Here is a 21134-nt window from a genome sequence, read left to right on the forward strand (position 1 = left end):
TCGGGGTTGTTGCGGACCAGGTCACCGTGGCTGATGTCGTTGGTCCAGGTGGCCCCGCTGTTGGCCTTGCCGGCGAACGGGTTGCTCTCGCTGGCGGCGTTCGGGGTCCAGGTGCCACCCAGGCTGCTGGCGGTGAAGGACCGGAAGTAGCGGCCCTGCGCGCCCATCGACTCGACCAGCATGAGGTACTGGCTCTGGCCCGCGATCTTGTAGACCTGAACCCCTTCGAACAGGTTGGCCTGGGTGTCGCTCATGATCGTGGTGTAGTTGGAGCCGAAGTTGCCCGGGAAGTTGCCGATCGGCATGCTGGCCCGGTAGATCTTGCCGTTGTCGCCGGCGAAGAACAGGTACATGTTCTGGTCGTCACCGATCACCGTCTGGTCGATCGGAGCGGCCCCGGAGAGGCTGCCGGTGAACAGGGTCTGCGCCGCGGACCAGCCGTTGGGGTTGGTGGGGTCGCTGGAGGTCTTGTACATGAACGGCGACGGACCCCACTGGTACGCGAGCACCCAGATGTTCTTCGGGGCGAAGTAGAACAGCGTCGGTGCCACGGTGCCCTGGGACATCCCGGTCTGGGTGGCCGAGGCCATGTCCGACCAGTTGGTGAACGGGCTGAACGCCATCGACCCCCACGACGACCCGAAGTCGTGCGTGGTGGCGTAGACGATGTGCTTGCCGTTGTAGACCACGTTGGTGAAGTCCTTCAACGACACCCAACCCGACTTCGGGTTCGCCAGCGGACCCGTGGAGGACCACCGGTACGACGACGGCAGGCTGCAACCACCCGGCGGGGTGGTCGGCGGCGTGGTCGGGGTGCCCCCGCCGTCGACGCGGACGAGCTGCCACTGCTGGTTGCTACCACTGCTGTCGGTCCGCTGCACCACGGCGGCGCCGTCGGCGGTCGAGGCGCCCTGCACCTCCACCGCCTTGTTGCTGTTGCGGTTGATCAGCTTGACGTAGCCGCTGTCGGAGTCGGCCAGCCGGAACTGCTGGTTGGTGCCGCCGTTGTCGGACCACTGGATCACGGCGGCGCCGTCGGCGGTGGACCTGCCGTTGACGTCGGCGACCTTGCTGGAGTGCCGCGCGCGCAGCCGGTAGTAGCCGCCGCCGGAGTCCACGAACTGGAACTGCTGGTTGTTGGCGTTGCTGCGGGTCCACTGGATGAGCGTGGCGCCGTCGGCGGTGGACGCACCGTTGACGTCGAGGGCCTTGCCGCTGTTGCGGTTGAGCAACACGTACCACGCGCTCGTGTCCACCGTCGCGGCGGCGGCGGGCGAGGAGACCACCGCGGCGCCGATACCGCCAACCGCCAGCGCCGTCACGCCTGCGACGACGACCCGGGGCACCCATTTACGCCGCCGTGGCGGTGCGATCGATGGAGACCTATCAAGGGCGGACATGATCCTCCTTCGTTGACCGAGAGCCGAGCGGGCTACCCGAAGGTGGGCACACCGCCGCGCATGACCGGACACCGCACGACACCTGTTAGCGCTAACAGGATGCGCGCGGGTCCTGGAGCACGCCTGATTCCAGACCCAACGTGGCAGGTCTGCCCGATGAGTCACAAACATCGTCGTCCTTGACCATCGACTGTGAGCGATAACATGCCGTACGTCAAGACGTAATGTTCGGCCTCGACCAACGGTGGGCAGCGCCCGGACGGCGTCGTGCCTGGCAGTCGCCGGGACGGCGCCGGGACGGCAGCCTCAATCGTCGGGGATCGATGGACACCATGGCCCGGCGAACCGCCCCGCCATCGCGGAAGGGCGGTCCGCCGGGCCGGCCGGTGTCGCTCAGCCAGCGGCGACGATCTTCCACTGCTGGTTGATGCTGTTGGTGTCGCCGTACTGGACCAGGGCGGCGCCGTTGCTGCTGTTGCCGGCCCCGTCCAGGAAGAGGCCGGTGGCGCGGTTCTTGATCCGTACGTTGTTGGCGTCGGTCAGGACCGTCCACTGCTGGTTGTTGCTGCTCGAACTCGCGTACTGGCCCACCGCCGAACCGTTGGCGGTACGGCCCATGCCGTCCAGGTAGAGCCCGGTGGCGCGGTTCTTGATCCGCACGTAGGTGCCGTAGTTCTCGATCACCCACTGCTCGTTCGAACTGCCCGGGTTGCTGCCCTGGGCGACGTTCGAGCCGTTGCTGCTGCTACCAAGGCCGTCGACGTACCGGCTGGTGGCCGCGTTGCGGATCGACGTGTACGTGCCACCGCCGGTGCCGATCCCCCAGGCGTACTGCAACCGGCTCAGCCCCGAGGCGTTCGGCAGCGTGAGCTGGATGCTCGCCCCGCTTCCGGTCTTGTTGGTCATGCTGTACCAGTCACCGTCCCGCAGCCCGGGCCAGTAGACGCTGCCGATTCCCAGGCTGCGCAGCTGGCTGCTCACCCCCCGGATGTAGTCGGCGAAGAACGACCCGCTCGGGATGCTGTAGTCGATCGGGTCGTAGGTGACCCCGTTCTTGCTTCCCCGGGTCATCGGGCCGCCCCACTCGGTGACGACCGTGCGGCTGGCGTACGCCCCGATGTAGCCGTTGAGGTGGTTCGCCCAGGACGTCTCGTCCTCGTAGCCCGCGAAGAACGAGTAGTCGTGGATGGCGATCAGGGTTCCGTCCAGCCGGGAGTCCCGGCCGACCGGCGCGGCGCTCTGGGCGAGGCCGGACCCGTCGAGGATGACCCGCTCACGCGGCACGCTCGGGTACCGGTTCAGCCAGTCGTTGTACATGTTGGCCAGGTCGGTGGTGCTGTAGCCGGCCGGCTCGTTGATGACCTCGAAGTAGGCGTTGGGATTGCCGGCGTACTTCGCGACGATCTTGTCCCACATCTGGTAGAAGGCGCTGGTGTTCGGCGGCCGGCCGCCCGTGTAGGCCCAGTACGCCAGGAACACGTTGCCCTTGGTCAGCGCGGTGTCGATGGCCCCGGTGTAGGTGTTCCAGTAGTTGGCCACGGTCGGCTCGTTGACCGGCATCCGGACCGTGTTGGCGCCGGTGAGCGAGTACATCTGACCGATCACCCGGTCCGCCACGGTCGCGGCCGACGAGTACGTGTCGGAGGCGCTGAGCCCGGACACATAGAGCGTTCCGTTGACGAAGTTGTCCCGCTGGTCGGCCCAGTTGATCCCGCGGAACTGACTGGTGGCCGCCGCCTGCGCCGGGCTCGCACCGACGGTGACCACGCCCGCGACGAGGGTGACCAGGAGCGCGGTCAACGCTCCGCCCAGTCGGCGTAGGCCACCGGCCGGGACACGACTTGTTGGTCTCATCGAGACCCCTTTCCGGTTGATGCTGCTGAACTTTCGGTTCCGCCGGCGGCCGGGGCGTCTCCGCGCCCCGTGGCCGCCGCACCGCCAGCCGGGCGCCACGTCGTGCCCCGGTGTCCTGTCCCAGGTGCGTCCACGGTCGGTGCGCTCAGTGCCCGAGGTCACGCAGCATGGGTACGGTTCGTCCGACCCAGGCGAGGTCGGTGTCCTCGTGGGCGCCCTGGGTGCGCTGCCCCCCGGCGAGTGCCCACAGGTAGTAGGTGGTGTAACCGGGCGCGCTGACGACCGTGTGGTAGCCCTCCGGCATCAGCTGCATGCCGTGGTCGCGCGCGGTGAAGTTCTCCTCGTAGCCCTCGTCGGTGTACATCCGGCAGATGCCGAAGCCGTCGCTGGGATTGATCCGGAAGTAGTAGAGCTCCTCGTGCGCCGCCTCGGCCGGCAGGTTGTCGATCTTGTGCCGGTGCGGCGGGTAGGTGCTCCAGTTGCCGGACGGGGTGAACGTCTCGCCGACGATGAGCCGTTGCGCGGGCAGGTCGGGCTGGGCGATCTCGGTGAGGATCTGGTGGTAGTTCCGGGAGAAGTTGGCCGCGCCCCACCGGCCGGCAGCGACCCTCGCGGGTTCGATGACGTACGGCTCGACGGCGAGGTCGCTCGGAGCGCTCGGCAGCGCGATCTCCACGGCCGTCAACGCCTCGACCGTGACCGTGGCGCCGGCGGGGACATAGACCGAGTGTGGTCGGCCGGCGAAGACGTTGGGCCGACCGCCGACATCGGTGAACTTGTGGTCATCGATGGTGAAGGTGGCGGTACCACCGAGGATGACGGCGAGGATCTCCCGGTCGGCCGACTCGCCGGACCACGACTGACCGGCCTCCAACCTCAGGAGGCCGAAGTCGAGCAGCCGGCAGGGGTTGACCGGCAGGGCGTTGTGGCCCGGCTCGGCCGGGATGTAGCAGTGGAAGCGGTAGTCCATCTTGTCTCTGTCTCCTCCTCGTCGCTGATGGCTTGACTGCAACGGCGGCTACCAGGGGCTGATCCAGCCCGGGCGGACCGTACGGGTGAGGGCTTCCAGGTAGAAGTAGTCGCCCCACAGGGTGCCCTCGTCGACGCCGACGCCCTTGGGCTTGTCGTAGACGCCGTGCAGGATGAGCGCGTTCGATCCCGGGTCGCCCGCCGTCGAGTAGCCGTCGATCAGCGAGCCGAGGATGCGGCCGGCGGCGGTCCGGTACCGCTCCCCCTCGGGGCCGCCGCACGCCTCGGCCAGTTCGAGCAGACCACTCGCGGCGATGGCCGCCGCGGAACTGTCCCGTTCCTCGCCGCTGCCGTCGCCGAACTCCAGATCCCAGTAGACGACCTGGTCCGCTGGCAGGCAGCCGAGAAAATGGTCGGCACAGCGTCGCGCGGCCGCCAGCAGCGAAGGGTCGCCGGTGTGCCGGTGGTTGAGCGCGAAACCGTAGATGCCCCAGGCCTGACCACGGGCCCAGCACGAGTCGTCGGCCCGGCCCTGCTCGGTCTCGCCGCGCAGCGGCTCGCCGGTGACCGGGTCCCAGTAGAAGGTGTGGAAGGTGGTGTCGTCCGGGCGGATCATGCGGTCGCGCAGCTGCCCGGCGTGCCGGATGGCGGCGTCCGCGTAGCGCGGGTCGCCGCTGGTCCGGCTGGCCCAGAACAGCAGCGGCGTGTTCATCAGGCTGTCGATGATGGTGCGGCCACGCTGACGCGGGTCGTCCAGGTCGCCCCACGCCTGGATGATGCCGGCGGGTTCGAGCACCCGGGACATGAGGTGGTCCGCCGCCGCCAGCGCGGTCCGGCCGGCGGTCTGGTCCCCGCTGTGCCGCCAGGGTACGAGGCAGGCAAGGGTGTAGAGGAAACCGAGGTCGTGGGTGTCGAGGTCGATACGGCGTTCGATCCGTTCGGCGAAGCTGCGGACATGCGCGCTGGCGGCCCGGTGGAAGACCTCGTCGCCGGTCAGGTCGAAGGCGAGCCACACCATGCCCGGCCAGAAGCTGGTGGTCCAGCCCCGGTTGGTGCCGGCCGGCCACCCGTCCGCCGCGGGTCGCAGGCGGTACCGGTTGCGCACGGTTGTGTCGCCCGGATACCGGTCGCCGAACTCGGCCATGTTGGCCGCGATGGTGTCCAACGCGGCGCTCACCGCCCGGTCGGTGTCCTCGGCATCAGGACCGGATGGCACGTCGATCGCCGTCATGTGCGGTGTCTCCTTGTTCCGTGGCTGGCCCGGCTCGGGACATCCGGGCCGCGGACCCGGTGGCTGGCCCGGCTCGGTACATCCGGGCCGTGGAGCCGGTGGCTGGCCCGAGTGGCGGGGTGGAGTCGATGGGCCGACCCGGCGGGGCGTCCGCCCGGCGAAGTCATCCGGACATGGCACCCACCGACGTCGACGGGCCGGGCGCGGTCGGTTCCAGCACCGCCCGGAGCGCGAACCGGCTGTTGGCCCACACGACGTAGAGCATCGGCGCGGCGGCCAGACCCAACGCGATCGCCGGACGGCTCACCACCAGCGTCTGGAGCAGGGCGAGCACCAGCAGCGACAGCGCGGTGAGCGGCCAGTGTCGGACGGCCAGGTAGAGGCAGGCGCGGACCGTACGGCGGAGGGAAGCCGCCGGCCTCAGCGCGGTCGCCACCAGGGCCAGCATCGTGGTCGAGACGATCAGCAACCCGGCGGTGGCGAGGATCGGGATGGCGACCGCGCCGACCGGGTGGCCCCAGGCGGCACGGGCGTCGACACCGAGCACGACGAGCGCCGCCGTGGCAGCGGCGCCGAGCCGGACAGCGGGTCGCAGGGACGCCCGCCAGGCCCGGCAGAAGGTACCGGTGACCGAGGTGCGGCGACCCTCCTGGTACGCGGCGAACACCGCGTACGTGGCGCACAGTCCCGGCGCGCACAGCGGCGCGCACACCGCGAGGATCGGCCAGGATCGCTGGACATCGGTGGTGAACAGGCCCACCACCAGGGGCAGCGAGGAGGCCGCCAGGAGCAGGTTCGTGACCAGCGCCAGGTGGACGGTGTCGAAGAACGCGCCGATGGTCTCGGATCTCATGCGCATGTACTCAGCCCTTCAGTCCGGTGCTGGCCACACCCTCGACGAAGTGCCGCTGGCCGAGCAGGAAGATCACCGCGACGGGCAGCACCGACAGCACCGAGCCGGTCATGATCAGCGCGTACTCGGCGTTGTACTGCGAGATGAAGGTGGACAGGCCGAGCTGGATGGTCCGCAGGTCGGGGCTGCGCAGGTAGATCAGCGGGCCGAGGTAGTCGTTCCAGGTGGTGACGAAGGTGAGCAGGGTGAGGCTGGCCAGGGCCGGTACGGACAGCGGCAGCATGATCCGGCGGTAGATGCCGTACTCGCTCAGCCCGTCCAGCCGGGCGGCCTCGCTGAGCTCCTCGGGAATCGTCTCGTAGTACTGCTTCATCAGGAACACGCCCACCGCGCTGAACGCCTGCAACGCGATGATCGACCACCGGGTGTCGGCGAGGTGGAGCTTCGACATGAGAACGAACTGCGGCACCATGTACGACTGCCACGGCACCGCGATCGTCCCGAGATATGCCAGGAACAGCGCGTCCCGGCCGGGAAAACGGACCTTGGCGAAGCCGTACGCGGCGAAGCTGCCGGTGAGCACCTGCAACGCGGTGACGGCGACCGACAGCAGCAGCGTGTTGCCCAGCCAGGTCGTCATGTCCGACCGCTGCCAGATGTCGAGGTAGTTGCGCCACACGAAGGTGTCGGGCAGCCAGGTGATCGGGATCGTGAAGACCTCGTTGTTCGTCTTGAGCGACGACAGGACCATCCAGAGGAACGGCACCAGCAGGACCGCGCCGACGAGGATCAGCGCCAGGTAGCCCAGCGCCCGCCGGAGGCCGGTCACGCCGCCGCGCCGGCCCGGCGTTCCGGCCGGTGGTTCCGGGAGCGTCGCGACGGGGGCGGGCGCTCCGTCGGCGGAATCCAGTGTGAGGCTCATGACGCCCTCCGCTTGTTCACGGCGAACTGGGCCACGGTGATCAGAAAGCAGATGGCGAACAGCACCACGGAGACGGCCGAGGCGTAGCCGAACTGGTTCTCCTGGAAGCCCTTCTGGTAGATGTACTGGGACAGCACCAGCGTCGACTGGCCGGGTCCGCCGTTGGTCAGCAACAGGATCAGGTCGAACACCTTGAAGCTGCCGATGGTCAGCATGACCAGCACAAAGAACGTTGTCGGCCGTAACGAGGGCATGGTCACGAACCGGAGCCGGTGCCAGGCGTTCGCGCCGTCCAGCCGCGCGGCCTCGTACAGCTGGGTCGGGATGGTCTGCAGTCCGGCGAGGAAGATGAGCATGTAGTAGCCCATCTCCCGCCAGGTGCCGACGATGACGACCGCCGGCATGGACCAGTCCGAGGACGCCGTCCAGCCGGGCGGGTGATCGACGCCGACGAGCCTCAGCAGGGCGTTGATCGGGCCGTAGTCGGGGCTGAACAGCATGTTCCACACCTGGGCGATCGCCACGATCGAGGCGATGTACGGGAAGAACGCGACGGTACGGAAGAACGCCACCCCACGCAGTTTCCGGTTGAGCAGCACCGCCAGCGCCAGCGCCGCCCCCATGGTGAGCGGGATGTGGAAGGCGGTGTACCAGACCGTGTTCGTCAGCGCGGTCCAGAAGCTGTCGTCGTGGAGCATCCGGGTGAAGTTGTCCGCACCGACCCACTCGGCGACGCCGAAGACGTTCCAGTCGGTGAACGCGAAGTAGAACAGCGTCGCGACCGGCAGCAGCGTGAAGACCGCGAAGCCGAGGAAACTCGGCAGGATGAACGACCATCCCGCCAGGGTGTTGCGCCAGGCCGGTCCGGCCCGTCGGCGTCGGCTGAGCCGGATCATGACGTGAGGGCCTCGTTCCTGGCCCGGTCCTGCGCACCGCTGATGGCGGCGTCGACGTCCTTGGTACCGGACATCACCGCCGAGTGCGCGTCGTTGAGCAGGTTCTGCAGCGCCGCCGTGTGCTTCGACACCGGGTTCTCCGGCCTGGTGTCGTGGCTGGCGAAGCTGAACTTGGAAAGCTCGTCGGTGGGCATGCCCTTGACGCGGAAGATCTCCTCGCTCACCGCCGCCGTGTCGGCCGGGGTGATGCCGATCGTCGCCAGGGCCTTCGCGCCCTGCTCGCCGGCGGCGTAGGCGAGGAACTCCTTCGCCGCCGCCGCCTTCCGGTTGCCGATGGCCGGGTTGATGCCCAGGCCGGTCGGGTCACCGAAGGTCACCGGCCGCTTGGTCCGGCCGGTCGTGCTCGAGTCGAACTGCGGCGCGGGGGCGATTCCCCACTGGAATTTGTCGGCGTCGCCGGTGGCCTGCTGCTTGAGCAGGGTCGCGATGTACCAGGTGCCCATCGGCATCATCGCCACCTGCTGCTTGCCGAACTCGGCCTGGTAGGTGAGCTTGTTCGTGGTGGCCGTGCCGTACGTCGGCTGCGCACCCGCATCCTGCAGGTCCAGCGCGCGGCGGTAGTACGGCTTCAGGTAGCCGAAGTCGCCGCTGTCCAGCTTCGCGCCCGGCGTCTGGGCGAGGGCGAAACCCTGGACCGTCGACTGCCAGGTGTGCTGGTAGCTACCGACGGCGGTCGAGCTGGCACCCTTCAGCCCGGTGGTCAGTTTCTTGGCCGCGTTCGCGTAGTCGTCCCAGGTCCACGAACCGTCGGGGTACGCGACGTGTGCCTTGTCGAACAGCGCCCGGTTGTAGTAGAGCACCCAGGAGTCCTGCCGGTACGGGATGGCCCAGACCTTGCCGTCGATCCGGTAGTTCTCGATGCCCTCGGCCTTGCCGCCGAGCTGCTCGGCCACCTCGGACACGTCGAGCAACTGCTTGCCGGACTGGTAGGTGTAGAAGTTCCGCAGGTTCTTCTGCACGTAGATGTCGGGTGCCTTCTTCGCGGCCAGGTCGGCGATCATCTGCGTGTCGTAGTTGCTGGCGTCGTACTCCTTCAGCTCCACCGTCACGTCGGGGTGCGCGGCGTGGAAGCCGTCGGCCAGGACCCGGAACTCGGGTGTGGCGGACAGGGTCCAGCCCGCCATGGTGAGGGTCACCGGACCGGTGGCCGCCGAATCCGAATCGTCGCCGCCGCATCCGGCGAGCCCCAGCGACACGGCGGTGGCGAGGCTCAGCATCGCCGTTATCGAGCGCTTCATCCGTACTCCTTGGGAGGTGTGGTGGACATCGGGCCGGGGCCGCCGTCGAGCGTTTCGGCCGGTTCCGGTGGCAGGAAGGGATCGATGCTGGTCTCGGTCCGGACCCCGTCGGGCCAGTCGACCCGGACGTTGAGCCGGTCCGTGGTGGTGAGCACGGCGGCACCTGTCGGTCGGTGGGCCGGTTGGTCGTCGGCGGACAGCTCGACGAACGTGGCGATCCAGGCGCCGACCGTCACCGGCCGGTCCAGCCACGGGACCCGGACCGGCCGGCCGAGCGGCCCGCCGCCCTGGTGGACGAGCAGGCCGGGATCGCCGGGTCGGACCTCGTCGCCCCCACCCGGTGCTTCGGTGAGTCGGGACACGAGACCATTGCCGGTCACCGCCGCCGATCCGGGCGACAGCGCGACGACGCCGCCGTGCCCGGCGACCGCCCAGCCGCCCACCCGGAGCCGCGTCCCGGCCGGGTCGACCCCCTCGGCGAGCCGGTCCACCCGAACGAGCCGGAGCTCCCACGCGCGTCGGACCAGCGAGAACACCGTCAACCGGCCGGCCGGCTGGGCCCGCCCGGCGCGGGCGCCGCCATGGTCGCGCTGGCCGGGGTCCACGTCCACCCAGTGGGCGTCAGTGACCGAGCCGGCCACTCCGACGCGGTCGGTTCCGCCATCGGCGACGTCCACCGCCAGCGTCCGCAGGCCGGTCCGGTGGGTACACCGCCCGGTGCCGTCGACCAGGACGACAGACTGGTCCACCGGTGCGGTCCAGCCGCTCTCGGTGAGCACCGGAGCGGTCGCGGTCGAGTAACCCAGCCGGGCGTACAGCGGGGAGTCGGCGAGCCGGGACCCTTCGACGGCATGGTCCGTACCATGGTTGACCACCCGGACGATGCCGTCGGACCGGGTGCCGGAGACCACCCAGCCGGGTGCCCGGACGGCGCGCAGGACGTCCCCGCTGCGCACCGGGAGCGGTCGTGGCGGCGCCGTCCACACCGGGTGGTCGGCGGGCAGCGCGATGCCGAGCAGTCCCTTGCTGGCCCAGTAGGGCGAGCCTGGCCCGGAGTACGCCTGGGCCAGGCGTGGCCAGGCCGCGTGCCAGCCCATGGTCAGCAGCCCTCGTTCGTCCGGAGCGCCACGCTCGGCGAAGTGCCGCACCACGCACTGTGCCGCGTACCGTAGCTGGCCCGGCGTCAGCGACGGCACCTCCGCGAACACGCCAGCCCAGAACGGCGCCGCCGCGGCGAACCGGTAGATCAGGCTACGGCCCTGGAGCAGCGGCGAGCCGTCGGCGCCGATCAGCGTCACCGCGTCCTGGAGGAACCGGTCGAGCGCGGCGACGTCCCGGGCCCGGCGGCCGGCAGCGAGGTCGGCCGCGCCCGTCATCCGTGCCCACAGGATGGGGTAGAGGTGCAGGGCCCATCCCGCGTAGTGGTCGTAGGCGCGCTCGGGTCCGTCGGAGAACCAGCCGTCGGCCCGGCGGAACGTGTCGTGGGTCGCCAGGTCCTCGGCCATCTCGTCCGGTGACCACGGCCCGCCGACCGAGCGCAGGAAGGTCTGGACGACCAGGCGGAACCACACCCAGTTGATCCGGGGATACGTCGGGTCGCCGACGGCCGGCGACAGGTAGTCCACGATCCGCTCCTGCGCCGGCCCGGAAAGCCGGTCCCAGATCCACGGCCGGGTCAGGTCCAGGACCAGGGCGATGGACGCGGCCTCCACCTTGGCCTGCGGGTGCTCGTCGAGCCGCACCCAGCGCTCCGGTGACGCCGGATCGGTCCCGGTCACCAGGCCGCGGGCGTACCAGTCGGCGAGATCGTCCAGTCCGACGCCGCGCTCGCCGGCGATCCGGAACCCGGCGAGCAGGAAGGTACGGGCGAAGCCCTCCAGACCGTCGACCGCCCCGCCGTAGCCCCCGTCGCCACCGGGCAGGCTGATCCGGGCATGGCCCGCGGAGGCGTACGCCCGTACGGAGTCGAGCATCCGGTCGGCGAGGCGCAGCCAGTCCGCACGGGTCCACTCGTCGTGCGGCGACCCGTCGTCGATACCTGGGCGATGCTCTGCCACGTTCCCTCTTCGGTGCGATCTGGCTCCCGCGGCGGGTCGGGTCGGAAACAGGTCGGCCATGAACGCCGCATTTCTGGGAAGTAAAACGCTCACGACCGTTCATGTCAATGCTTCAATCGAACGGAAGTGCTCCCGAACGATCGGTACCGGATCACCCGCGACCGCGTACGGCCCCCCACCAGGACATCCGCGTGGCTGGGTACGCCTTGAGGCGGTGCCGGGCAGCGGCGGTCCCGGCCGGCCACCGGCCGGCGACGGCCGCCTCGGCGATATTCGACCGACTCAATCGATCTGATACGATCGCAATCGCTCACAATGCGGCAACGCTGGACCCGCGAGCCGATCGACCCCTCCACCCACGACCGAGGAGCAGCGGTGAGCACGATGGACAGGCGCGGACCCCTGCAGGTCGCGCGCCGGAACCGGCTGCTGGAGGCGCTGCATCGCGACGGCGTGCTGCGCATCTCCGACCTCAGCGACACCCTGGGCGCCGCGGCCGTGACGATCCGCCGCGACATCGCCCAGCTCGCCGCCGAAGGACTGGTGCGCCGCGTCCATGGCGGGGTGGCGCTTCCCGACCTTTCCGGCCCGGCGACCGGGGAGGGTACGTCCGTCGAGGACGGCATGCCCGGCACCGGTGGTGGCTCGATCGGCATGCTGGTGCCGTCGTTGGACTACTACTGGCCCGCCGTGGCCCAGGGCGCCGAGGAGGCCGCGCGGGAACTCGGCCTGCGGGTGGTCCTGCGCGGCTCGTCGTACCGGACCGAGGACGACCGGCCGCAGCTACGCCGGCTGGTCGACCCCCTCGGTGCCGACGCGCTGATCGTCGCGCCCCGACTGGACGCCCCCACGACCGAGGAGACCATCGCCTGGCTGGCCGGCAGCGGCATCCCGGTCGTCCTCCTCGAACGCACCGCGACGGTCGGCCCCCACCACGCCGTCCTGGAGTCCGTGGTGACCGACCACGCGCTGGGTGCCGCGATGGCCGTCCGACACCTGGTCGCCCTCGGTCACCACAAGGTCGGCGTGGTGCTCGCGGCGAACAGCCCGACCGGTCCGCACGTCCATCGGGGCTGGGTCGAGGCCACCACCGAATGCGGCCTCGACCCGACCCGGATGGTCGACGCCGCCGTTCCGGACGCCGGGTCACCCGATTACGGTGCGGCGCTCGATGCCGTTCTCGACCGGTGCTTCGCGACCAACACCACCGCGTTGCTCGTGCATGCCGACTCCGAGGCGATCGCGCTGTTGCAACGCTGCGAGGACCGCCGGCTCACCGTGCCGGGTGACCTGTCCATCGTCGCCTACGACGACGAGGTCGCGGGGCTGCTCAGCCCGCCACTGACCGCTGTCCGTCCGCCACGTCGGTCCATCGGCCGGGCCGCGGTGCGGCTCGTCGCCGACCGCATGGCCGATCCCGATCGACCAACGCACCGCGTGGTGATCAGCCCGTCGCTACGGGTACGGGCTTCGTCCGCGCCACCGCTGAACCCCGCCGGCTGACCGGTCCGCTCGCGCCGCACCGTCCTACGACCCGCGCTGCTCGACCAGCGAGATCAGCTCGTCCGCCGCCGGGCCCGAGGACGCCGGGTTCTGCCCGGTGATGAGCAGCCCGTCGGTCACCACGTACGGCTCGAAGTTGCCGACCTTCGAGTAGTCGGCGCCCTTGTCGACGAGTTCGTCCTCGACGAGGAAGGGCACGACCTTCGTCAGGCCCATGGCCTCCTCCTCGCCGTCGGTGAACCCGGTGACCCGCCGGCCGGCCACCACCGGAGTTCCGTCCGACCGTTTGGCGTGCCGCGCCGCGCCCGGCGCGTGGCACACCATGACGAGGGGCTTACCCGCCGCCACGGTCCGTTCGATCACCTTGATCGACACCGGATCCTCGGCCAGGTCCCACATCGGGCCGTGGCCGCCCGGGTAGAAGACCGTGTCGAAATCGTCGACGGAGACCGCGTCCAACCGCGCCGTCGCGGCCAGTTGGGCCGCCGCGTCGGCGTCGGCCTCGAACCGGCGGGTCAGGTCCGTCTGGAAGGTCGGTTCGTTGCTCTTCGGGTCGACCGGCGGGTGCCCGCCCTTGGGCGAGGCCAGCGTGACATCCCAGCCGGCGTCCTTGAACCGGTAGTACGGCGCGGCCAGCTCCTCAAGCCAGAAGCCCGTCTTGCGTCCGGTGTCGCCCAGCTGGTCGTGCGAGGTCAACACCATCAGAACCCTGGTCATCTCCGTCCCCCGCTCCTGGTGATCGGCCGAGATCGACTGGTCGAACAACCACACGATATCGCCCGCAATCGGACAGGGGATGCCGTTCGGTTGCGCTGGCCCGGCTTCCGTCGGCGTGATCCGGGAGGGCCCGCACGGCCGTGCGGCGGCGTCCACCGGCCCGCGATCAGCTCTCCGGCCGGGTGTCGAGGTGCGCCCGCAGCGCCGCCACGATCTCCCGTGCGGCGTCGAGCTGGTCCGGCGTGAGCGCGTCGACGAAAAGCTCGCGGATGGCGCGCAGGTGCGGAAAGGTGGACCGCCGGAACGCCTCCGCTCCGGCCGGCGTGAGGATCACCTCAGCCCCCCGGGGAACGGTCGCGCACTCCTGGCGACTGATCAGTCCGCGCCGTTCCATCCGGCCCAGGTGGTGGGAGAGCCGGCTCCGTTGCCAGCCGATGTGCGCCGCGAGCTCGGACGAGCGCAGCTGCCGGTCCCGCGCCTCGCTGAGCGCGAGCAGCACGACGTAGTCCCCCGGCGACAGCGAGGACTCGGCCAGGAGCCGGGCCGTGAGCCGGGAGCTGAGCGCCTCCGTCGTCTCGATGAAATCCCGCCAGATCCGCAGTTCGGCCTCGGTCGGCAGCCGACGCCCACCCGGCCGGCCAGCTATGGCCTTCGTCATAACGCCCCCAGTTGACGCATCAATTAGCAGGCTAGCATGGTTGACACGTCAACAGCGGCCGGCGATTCCGGCGCGGGAGGCCAGCCCGGGAGATCAGCCCGGGACAGGCGCCGGAACGATCGGAGGAGGAGACAGAAGATGACGTCCGAGGGCTTCGAGTTGGGGCTCAACTCGTTCGGGGAGGTGGCCACCGACGGCGACCGGATCCTGAGCGACGCGGAGACCCTGCGGCTGCTGGTGGACGAGGCCCGGCTCGCCGAGTCGGTCGGACTCGACGTGTTCAGCGTGGGCGAGCACTACCGGGAGGGCTACAACGACTCGGCGACACCCGTGCTGCTCGCGGCGGTCGCGACGGCCACCGAACGGATCCGCCTGGGCACCTCGGTCACGGTGCTCAGCACGAACGATCCGGTACGGCTCTACCACGAGTTCGCCACCCTCGACGCCGTGTCGGGGGGTCGCGCCCAACTGGTTCTCGGGCGCGCGTCGGCGACCGAGTCGTTTCCGCTGTTCGGCTACGACCTGGCCGACTACGAGCGGTTGTTCGAGGAGAAACTGGACCTCTTCCTGCGGCTTCAGCGGGAGGAATCGGTCACCTGGTCCGGCACCACCCGCAGTCCGCTGGTCGCGCAGCGGCTGCATCCACGGATGCGGCCCGGTGGCATCCCGACGTGGATCGGCGTCGGCGGGAGCCCGAACTCGGTGATCCGCGCCGCCCAGCACGGGCTGCCGCTCATGCTCGCGATCATCGGCGGGCGCCCCCAGCGGTTCGCCGGCCACGTCGACCTCCACACCCGGGGACTCGAACAGTTCGGGCAGCCCCAGCAGCCGGTTGGCCAGCATTCGCTCGGCCTTGTCGCCGACACCGACGAGGAGGCGGTGGAGACCTGGTGGCGATACTGGCAGCCGGTCGTGATGCGGCTCGCCGAGGAACGCGGCTTCTACCGGCCGGACCGGGCCCGCTACGAGGCCGAGATCAGGTCCGGTGCGCTGTTCGTCGGATCACCCGACACGGTCGCGCGGAAGATCGCCACCGTCGCCCGCGACCTCCGGCTGAGCCGATTCGACCTAAAGTACGACATCATGCACCTGCCCCGCGAGGCGCGCTCGCGCACCATCGAACTGCTTGGCCGCGAGGTCGCGCCACGGGTCCGGGAGCTGCTGGCGAAGGAGCCCACAAATGTCTGATCTCGTGTTCGGCCTCGACACCTTCGGCGACGTACCGGAGGACGACGCCGGCCGGCCCGTTTCGCACGCCGAGGCGATCCGGCAGGTCGTCGACGAGGCGGTGCTGGCGGATCAGCTCGGCGTCGATGTCATCGCCCTCGGCGAGCACCACCGGCCGGAGTACTCGATCTCCAGCCCGGAGACCGTGCTGGCCGGGATCGCCGCCCGTACCGAACGGATCCGGCTCTCCTCCGGGGTGACCGTGCTGAGTTCGGACGACCCGGTCCGGGTGTTCCAGCGGTTCGCGACGGTCGACGCGCTGTCGCGGGGCCGGGCCGAGGTGATCCTCGGTCGCGGCTCGTTCACCGAGTCCTTCCCGCTGTTCGGCTACGACCTGCGGAACTACGACGCGCTGTTCGAGGAGAAGATCGAGCTGTTCGTGAAGCTGCTGGACGAGAAGCCGGTCAGCTGGCACGGCAGCGTACGTGCCCCGCTCGAGAACGCCGACGTCTACCCGAAGACCGAGTCGGGACGCCTCACCACCTGGGTGGGGGTCGGCGGCTCGCCGCAGTCGGTGGTGCGTACCGCCCGATACGGTCTCCCGCTCATGCTCGCGATCATCGGCGGCGCCCCCGAGCGTTTCGCGCCGTACATCGAGCTCTACCGGAGGGCGGCCGAGCAGCTCGGCACGACCGCGCACCCGGTCGGGATGCACTCCCCGGGCTTCGTCGCCGACGCCGACGAGGAGGCGAAGGAGCTGTACTGGCCGCACTACCGGATCATGCGGGACCGGATCGGCGCACTCCGGGGCTGGCCACCGATCCGCCGTGCGGAGTTCGACGCCGAGGTGGAGCACGGTTCCCTCTACATCGGTTCCCCGGAGACCGTGGCCCGCCGGATCGCCCAGGCGATCCGCGGCCTCGGGGTCGGCCGGTTCGACCTCATCTATACCGCTGGCGCACAACCGGTGAGCGCCCGGACGCGCGCCGTGGAGCTGTACGGCACGCGGGTGATCCCCCTGGTCCGGGACATCCTCGCCGGCTCCTAGCCCCTCGGACGCGGATCGGGCTCCCTCGGACGCGGATCGGGCTCCCTCGGACACGGATCGGCAGCGGAAGGAAGACATGAACGACATCGACCGGAACCGGCCACAGACCCTCGGTGTACTCGGGGCCGGCAAGGTGGGCACGGTGCTCGCTCGGCTCGCCATCGCCGCCGGTTACCGGGTGCTCGTCGCGGGCTCCGGTGACCCGGCGAGGATCGCCCTCACCGTCGAGGTGCTCGCCCCCGGGGCGGAGGCCACCACGGCGGTGGAGGCGGTCACCGGCGCCGACATCGTCATCCTGGCCCTTCCGCTCGGCAGGTACCGCGCGATACCCGCAGAGGCGTTACGCGGCAAGCTCGTCGTGGACGCGATGAACTACTGGTGGGAGGTCGACGGCATCCGCGACGACCTCACCGACCCGCACACCTCGTCGAGCGAGATCGTCCAGGCGTTCCTGTCCGACGCCCGGGTCGTCAAGGCGTTCAACCACATGGGATATCACGATCTTGAGGACGAGGCGCGACCAGCCGGAACGGCTGGCCGGAAGGCCATCGTGATCGCCGGCGACGACCCCGCCGATCTCGCCGCGGTCTCCTCCCTCGTCGACACGCTCGGCTTCGATCCGGTGGTCGCCGGCCCGCTCGCCGAGGGGGTACGGCTACAGCCGGGCAGCGAGTTGTTCGGCGCCAACGTGAGCGCCGCCGAGGCGCGTGCCATGCTCGTCCGCTTCGCGGAGTCGGAGCAGGGCCGGACCATCGCCGCGGCCCGATCCGAGCCCGACGCCGACTAGGCGGGCCAGGCCGATCCAAGCCGGACGCCGGCCAGGTCAAGCCGGGCAGGCCAGGCAGGCCGGCCAGCGGTCAGAGGGTGAGGTTCTTCTGCTGGACGGTCCACTGGGTGTTGCTGCACAGGCCGCAGTTGCTGCCGACGAAGTTCTGGCCGGCGGTGCGGTCGCCCAGGAGGCGCCACTTGAGATAGAGCACCGCGACCCGGCCGAACTCGCCACCGTTGGTCTGGGTGTACGTCCCGCCGTGCCCCACGGGAAGGTTGCCCATGAAGGCCGGCAGACCGGCGGGCAGCTTGCCCCAGTCGTCCATGCCGTTCGGGTACGCGATGTCGCTGGGACCACCCATGAAGTACGCGATGGGCCTGGTCAGCCGCCGCAGCTGGTAGTCGTTGTTGTCGTCCAACAGCCCACTGCTGAAGATCATGGTCGTGGTGATGCGGGCGTCGTTGGAGACCTCGTACGCCTCCAGGCCGCCACAGGACCAGCCGGCCACGGCGATCTTGCTGGTGTCGATCCGGCCGTAGTAGTAACTGCCCTGCCGGCTGTTCTCCGCGACGGCCCAGTCCATCGACTGGGTCAGCATCACCGAGGTCTCCGAACCGGATCCGCCGCCCGGCCGGCCGTTGGCGAGCACCAGGAAGCCCTGTGAGGCGATCTCCCGCAGGAACGGCAACGAGTCGGTTCCGTTGCCCGAGCATCCCCCGTTGCCCCAGAGGAAGATCGGCAGTTGCCGTGCCGGGAAGTTCGCCGGCCGGTAGATGGTGTGGTTGGCCAGGCCGCTCACGGTCTCGTAGCCCGCCGGGTAGGGACCGGATCCTCCGACGGAGGTGACGGGTGGCGGCGTGGGACCGGTGGGCGGCGTGGAACTGCTCGGCGGCGGCGTGGGGCTGCTCGGCGGCGGCGTGGGGCTGCTCGGCGGCGATGTCGTCGGGTTACCGGGTGAGAACGAAGGCTGCGGCGACTCACCGACAGAACCGGTGCAGACGACGCCGTTGAGGGTGAAGCTGCCCGGCTTCGGGTTGCTGCCGTTCCAGGAACCGTTGAAGCCGAACGAGGCGGTGCCCCCGGTGGCGATGGTGGCGTTGTAGGCGACGTTGGAGACGCTGACCTGCGATCCGGACTGGGTGACCGAACCGTTCCACAGCTGCGTGACGGTTTGCCCGGCGCCGAATGACCAGGCCAGCCTCCAACCGTTCAGCGGGTCACCGAGGTTGGTGATGGTGACCGCCGCGGTGAACCCGCCAGGCCACGAGCTGGACACCGTGTAGTCGACGCCGCAGCCCGCCGCGGCCTGGGCCGCGGTCGTGCTCAGCACGCCGGCCGCGGCGGCCATGGCCAGACCGACGGCACCGGCGAGCACGACGCGGGACCGGTAGCGAGCGGGTGCCATCAGAGTCCTCCGGTGGGGTGCGGCGGCCGGGACAGGAGTCGTCGCTGTCACAGCCAGTCTCATCATGACCGCACCGCCCCGTCAAGTGAAGCTTGTCGATTTGTCGGGACACCCGGGCCTCCGGCCGACCCTTCGATATCGCAGCGAGGGCGACTTTTCCGGTCCTAGACTGCGAACGGATCGGCAGGGCGGTCTCGAACCGGCGGGAGGAAGGCATGCGTTCTCGGTCGGTGCCGTCGGATTCCCCGCCCACCTCCTCGTCGACGGAACGACCCGACCAGGCGCACAGCGGCGCCAATCGGGAGATGCCGCCGGAACTCGGCCCGGACGCCGTGGGCGTATTCGAGGGCCGGACATTTATGTTGTCCGATTCGGCCGGCAACGCGCTGAAGGACTCCATCGCCGGCCTGGTACACGACGACACCCGCTATATCAGTCGGTGGGAGATGACCATCGACGAACACGCCCCGCTGGTGCTCGGTTCGAGCACCGTCGACGCGTACTCGGCGGCGTTCTTTCTCGCGAACCCGGACCTTGAGGACCTGCCGGCGAACCGGATCGGCATCCGGCGGGAACGGTTCGTCGGAGACGGGATGTGCGAGCGGATCGCGGTGCAGCACTTCGGCGCCGAGCCGGTCTCGCTGCGTCTGCGACTGACCGCCGACACGGACTTCGCCGATCTCTTCGAGATCAAACGGGCCGGGCGTAGCCGGCTGGCCGAAATCCAACGGGCTCACCGGCCGGACGGCTCCGGCCTGCGTTTCTCCTACCGGAATTCACGGTGGTCGGCGGTCACCACCGTGGCGGCCGAACCACCTGCCGACCGGGTCGAGGGCGACACACTGGTCTGGGACCTGCGTCTGGGCCGGGGCGAGATCTGGCACTGCGAGCTGCGGGTGCTGCTGAACTGCCAGGGTGAGGACCTCCAACCGGTCAGCCGCACCTTCGGCGAGCCGCACGACCCGGGCGAGGACGATCCGGCATCGCGGTGGCGGGCGAACAAACCGCACCTCAGCACCGATTCGGACCTGCTGCGCGACGTGTACCACAAGTCCGCCGCCGACCTGGTGTCCATGCGGATAGCCAAGAAGATCCGTGGCGAGCCCGTCGTCCTGCTGGCCGCCGGCATGCCCTGGTTCCTGACCATCTTCGGGCGCGACACGTTGATCACCGCCTACCAGAGCATGGCCTGCGGACACGGCGTCGCCCGGGGAGCGCTGATCACGCTCGCCGACCATCAGGGCAACACCGTTGACGAATTCAGCGACGAGGAACCCGGAAAGATACTCCACGAGCACCGCTCGGGTGAGCTGACACAGCTCGGAATCGTGCCGTACGGCCCCTGTTTCGCCGCTTCCGACACCACCCAGCTGTGGCTCATCCTGCTCTCCGAGTACTGGCGATGGACCGGCGACGACGCGTTGGTCCAGCGGTTGCGCCCGAACGCCGACGCTGCGCTGCGCTGGATCGACGAGTTCGGCGATCGCGACGGTGACGGCTACGTCGAGTACGCCAGCCACTCGTCCACCGGCCTGCGCAACCAGTGCTGGCGTGATTCACCCGACGGCGTGCAGTTCGCCGACGGCACCCTCCCGACCCTGCCGGTCGCCACCTGCGAGATCCAGGGCTACACCTACGACGCGAAGGTCCGCGCCGCCGAACTGGCCGACGGACCGTGGGCCGACGCCACGCTGGCCCGGCGGCTGCGCGCCGAGGCCGCCGACCTGCGGGACCGGTTCAACCGGGACTACTGGCTGCCCACCCGCGGCGGCTACTACGCGATCGGCCTCGACGCCGACAAGCGCCCCATCGACTCGATGACCTCGAACATGGGCCACCTGCTGTGGAGCGGCATCGTCCCGCCCGACCGCGCCGCCGTGGTGGCCCGGCAGTTGATGTCCGACTCGATGTTCTCCGGCTGGGGCATCCGGACCCTGTCCACCGAGGACATCGGGTACAACCCCATCGGCTACCACCTCGGCACCGTGTGGCCACACGACAACTCGATCATCGCCGCCGGCCTCGCCCGGTACGGCCACCGGGAGGCCGCGAACCGCATCGCCATGGCGATGCTCGAAGCGGCCGCCCACTTCGAGTACCGCCTGCCCGAGGCGTTCTCCGGATACGACCGCTCACTCGGCCGGCGGCCCGTGCCCTACCCCACCGCCTGCAATCCCCAGGCCTGGGCCAGCGGGGCACCCCTGCTGCTCCTGCGGACGATGCTCGGGGTCAATCCCGACAACGGGACCATCTCCAGCGATCCGCACATCCCCGAGGCGCTGGGGCGCATCCGGGTGACCGGTATCGCCGTACACGGCACGCAGCACACCGTCGACGCCACCGGATCGGAACGATTCCCCACCTGACCCAGCGCGGCGCTGCCCGAA

General features: G+C 69.9%; 17 protein-coding genes. 5 read left to right on the top strand and 12 right to left on the bottom strand.

Annotated features, from left to right (window positions below):
• The 9 genes from ACXN5W_RS15895 to ACXN5W_RS15935 form a co-directional block, all read right to left on the bottom strand.
• On the bottom strand, positions 1-1400 hold a 1400-nt coding region (locus ACXN5W_RS15895), incomplete at its 3' end, for a non-reducing end alpha-L-arabinofuranosidase family hydrolase (RefSeq protein ID WP_473159061.1).
• Between the two features lie 393 nt (positions 1401-1793).
• Complete coding sequence (locus ACXN5W_RS15900) at positions 1794-3254, bottom strand: RICIN domain-containing protein (protein WP_473159062.1); 1461 nt, start codon at positions 3252-3254, stop codon at positions 1794-1796.
• A 145-nt stretch (positions 3255-3399) separates the two neighbouring features.
• Positions 3400-4224 (bottom strand): 5-deoxy-glucuronate isomerase, encoded by an 825-nt coding sequence (gene iolB / locus ACXN5W_RS15905; protein ID WP_473159063.1) that lies wholly within the window; start codon positions 4222-4224, stop codon positions 3400-3402.
• A 48-nt stretch (positions 4225-4272) separates the two neighbouring features.
• Positions 4273-5454: a glycoside hydrolase family 88 protein gene (locus ACXN5W_RS15910; RefSeq protein ID WP_473159064.1), complete on the bottom strand. Its 1182-nt coding sequence runs from the start codon at positions 5452-5454 to the stop codon at positions 4273-4275.
• Positions 5455-5617: 163 nt separating this feature from the next.
• The gene (locus ACXN5W_RS15915) at positions 5618-6313 is read right to left on the bottom strand and encodes a hypothetical protein (protein WP_473159065.1); all 696 of its coding nucleotides are present in this window, start codon (positions 6311-6313) and stop codon (positions 5618-5620) included.
• 4 nt (positions 6314-6317) lie between these two features.
• Positions 6318-7229, bottom strand: a complete 912-nt coding sequence (locus ACXN5W_RS15920) for a carbohydrate ABC transporter permease (RefSeq protein ID WP_473159066.1) — start codon at positions 7227-7229, stop codon at positions 6318-6320.
• Positions 7226-8125, bottom strand: coding sequence for a carbohydrate ABC transporter permease (locus ACXN5W_RS15925; protein ID WP_473159067.1), 900 nt, complete (start codon positions 8123-8125; stop codon positions 7226-7228). The genes ACXN5W_RS15920 and ACXN5W_RS15925 overlap by 4 nt, the downstream gene beginning before the upstream one ends.
• Positions 8122-9423 (bottom strand): ABC transporter substrate-binding protein, encoded by a 1302-nt coding sequence (locus ACXN5W_RS15930; protein ID WP_473159068.1) that lies wholly within the window; start codon positions 9421-9423, stop codon positions 8122-8124. Before ACXN5W_RS15930 ends, ACXN5W_RS15925 begins: the two co-directional genes overlap by 4 nt.
• The gene (locus tag ACXN5W_RS15935; RefSeq protein WP_473159069.1) at positions 9420-11480 is read right to left on the bottom strand and encodes a DUF2264 domain-containing protein; all 2061 of its coding nucleotides are present in this window, start codon (positions 11478-11480) and stop codon (positions 9420-9422) included. The genes ACXN5W_RS15930 and ACXN5W_RS15935 overlap by 4 nt, the downstream gene beginning before the upstream one ends.
• Positions 11481-11864: 384 nt before the next feature.
• On the opposite strand from ACXN5W_RS15935, the gene ACXN5W_RS15940 reads away from it, so the two are divergent.
• A complete protein-coding gene (locus ACXN5W_RS15940) occupies positions 11865-12983 on the top strand; it encodes a LacI family DNA-binding transcriptional regulator (protein WP_473159123.1) in 1119 nt (372 codons plus the stop codon).
• A 24-nt stretch (positions 12984-13007) separates the two neighbouring features.
• Here the strand turns inward: ACXN5W_RS15940 and ACXN5W_RS15945 are convergent, their stop codons facing one another.
• Positions 13008-13700 carry a type 1 glutamine amidotransferase domain-containing protein gene (locus tag ACXN5W_RS15945; protein ID WP_473159070.1) on the bottom strand — a complete coding sequence of 231 codons (693 nt, stop codon included), beginning with the start codon at positions 13698-13700 and terminating at the stop codon, positions 13008-13010.
• Between the two features lie 166 nt (positions 13701-13866).
• On the bottom strand, positions 13867-14358 hold the full coding sequence (locus ACXN5W_RS15950; protein WP_473159071.1) for a MarR family winged helix-turn-helix transcriptional regulator: 492 nt from the start codon (positions 14356-14358) through the stop codon (positions 13867-13869).
• A gap of 138 nt (positions 14359-14496) precedes the next feature.
• Between ACXN5W_RS15950 and ACXN5W_RS15955 the strand changes: the two genes are divergently transcribed.
• From ACXN5W_RS15955 to ACXN5W_RS15965, 3 genes are all read left to right on the top strand, one after another.
• Entirely contained in the window at positions 14497-15546 is a 1050-nt protein-coding gene (locus ACXN5W_RS15955) for an LLM class flavin-dependent oxidoreductase (protein WP_473159072.1), read from the top strand.
• A complete protein-coding gene (locus tag ACXN5W_RS15960) occupies positions 15539-16573 on the top strand; it encodes an LLM class flavin-dependent oxidoreductase (protein ID WP_473159073.1) in 1035 nt (344 codons plus the stop codon). The genes ACXN5W_RS15955 and ACXN5W_RS15960 overlap by 8 nt, the downstream gene beginning before the upstream one ends.
• A gap of 76 nt (positions 16574-16649) precedes the next feature.
• The gene (locus ACXN5W_RS15965) at positions 16650-17360 is read left to right on the top strand and encodes an NADPH-dependent F420 reductase (protein WP_473159074.1); all 711 of its coding nucleotides are present in this window, start codon (positions 16650-16652) and stop codon (positions 17358-17360) included.
• 70 nt (positions 17361-17430) lie between these two features.
• On the opposite strand, the gene ACXN5W_RS15970 is transcribed toward ACXN5W_RS15965, so the two are convergent.
• Positions 17431-18747: a cellulose binding domain-containing protein gene (locus ACXN5W_RS15970; RefSeq protein ID WP_473159075.1), complete on the bottom strand. Its 1317-nt coding sequence runs from the start codon at positions 18745-18747 to the stop codon at positions 17431-17433.
• 215 nt (positions 18748-18962) lie between these two features.
• On the opposite strand from ACXN5W_RS15970, the gene ACXN5W_RS15975 reads away from it, so the two are divergent.
• On the top strand, positions 18963-21113 hold the full coding sequence (locus ACXN5W_RS15975) for an amylo-alpha-1,6-glucosidase (protein ID WP_473159076.1): 2151 nt from the start codon (positions 18963-18965) through the stop codon (positions 21111-21113).
• Positions 21114-21134: the final 21 nt, after the last annotated feature.

The organism is Plantactinospora sp. A48, assembly GCF_055793945.1.

Bases quoted from the DNA above. Each gene is read 5' to 3' on its own strand.
- ACXN5W_RS15940 (WP_473159123.1), top strand. From the start codon at position 11,865: ATGGACAGGCGCGGACCCCTGCAGGTCGCGCGCCGGAACCGGCTGCTG.
- ACXN5W_RS15950 (WP_473159071.1), bottom strand. From the start codon at position 14,358: ATGACGAAGGCCATAGCTGGCCGGCCGGGTGGGCGTCGGCTGCCGACC.
- ACXN5W_RS15960 (WP_473159073.1), top strand. From the start codon at position 15,539: ATGTCTGATCTCGTGTTCGGCCTCGACACCTTCGGCGACGTACCGGAG.
- ACXN5W_RS15900 (WP_473159062.1), bottom strand. From the start codon at position 3,254: ATGAGACCAACAAGTCGTGTCCCGGCCGGTGGCCTACGCCGACTGGGC.
- ACXN5W_RS15945 (WP_473159070.1), bottom strand. From the start codon at position 13,700: ATGACCAGGGTTCTGATGGTGTTGACCTCGCACGACCAGCTGGGCGAC.
- ACXN5W_RS15920 (WP_473159066.1), bottom strand. From the start codon at position 7,229: ATGAGCCTCACACTGGATTCCGCCGACGGAGCGCCCGCCCCCGTCGCG.
- iolB (WP_473159063.1), bottom strand. From the start codon at position 4,224: ATGGACTACCGCTTCCACTGCTACATCCCGGCCGAGCCGGGCCACAAC.
- ACXN5W_RS15955 (WP_473159072.1), top strand. From the start codon at position 14,497: ATGACGTCCGAGGGCTTCGAGTTGGGGCTCAACTCGTTCGGGGAGGTG.
- ACXN5W_RS15925 (WP_473159067.1), bottom strand. From the start codon at position 8,125: ATGATCCGGCTCAGCCGACGCCGACGGGCCGGACCGGCCTGGCGCAAC.
- ACXN5W_RS15970 (WP_473159075.1), bottom strand. From the start codon at position 18,747: ATGGCACCCGCTCGCTACCGGTCCCGCGTCGTGCTCGCCGGTGCCGTC.
- ACXN5W_RS15975 (WP_473159076.1), top strand. From the start codon at position 18,963: ATGCGTTCTCGGTCGGTGCCGTCGGATTCCCCGCCCACCTCCTCGTCG.
- ACXN5W_RS15930 (WP_473159068.1), bottom strand. From the start codon at position 9,423: ATGAAGCGCTCGATAACGGCGATGCTGAGCCTCGCCACCGCCGTGTCG.
- ACXN5W_RS15910 (WP_473159064.1), bottom strand. From the start codon at position 5,454: ATGACGGCGATCGACGTGCCATCCGGTCCTGATGCCGAGGACACCGAC.
- ACXN5W_RS15965 (WP_473159074.1), top strand. From the start codon at position 16,650: ATGAACGACATCGACCGGAACCGGCCACAGACCCTCGGTGTACTCGGG.
- ACXN5W_RS15915 (WP_473159065.1), bottom strand. From the start codon at position 6,313: ATGCGCATGAGATCCGAGACCATCGGCGCGTTCTTCGACACCGTCCAC.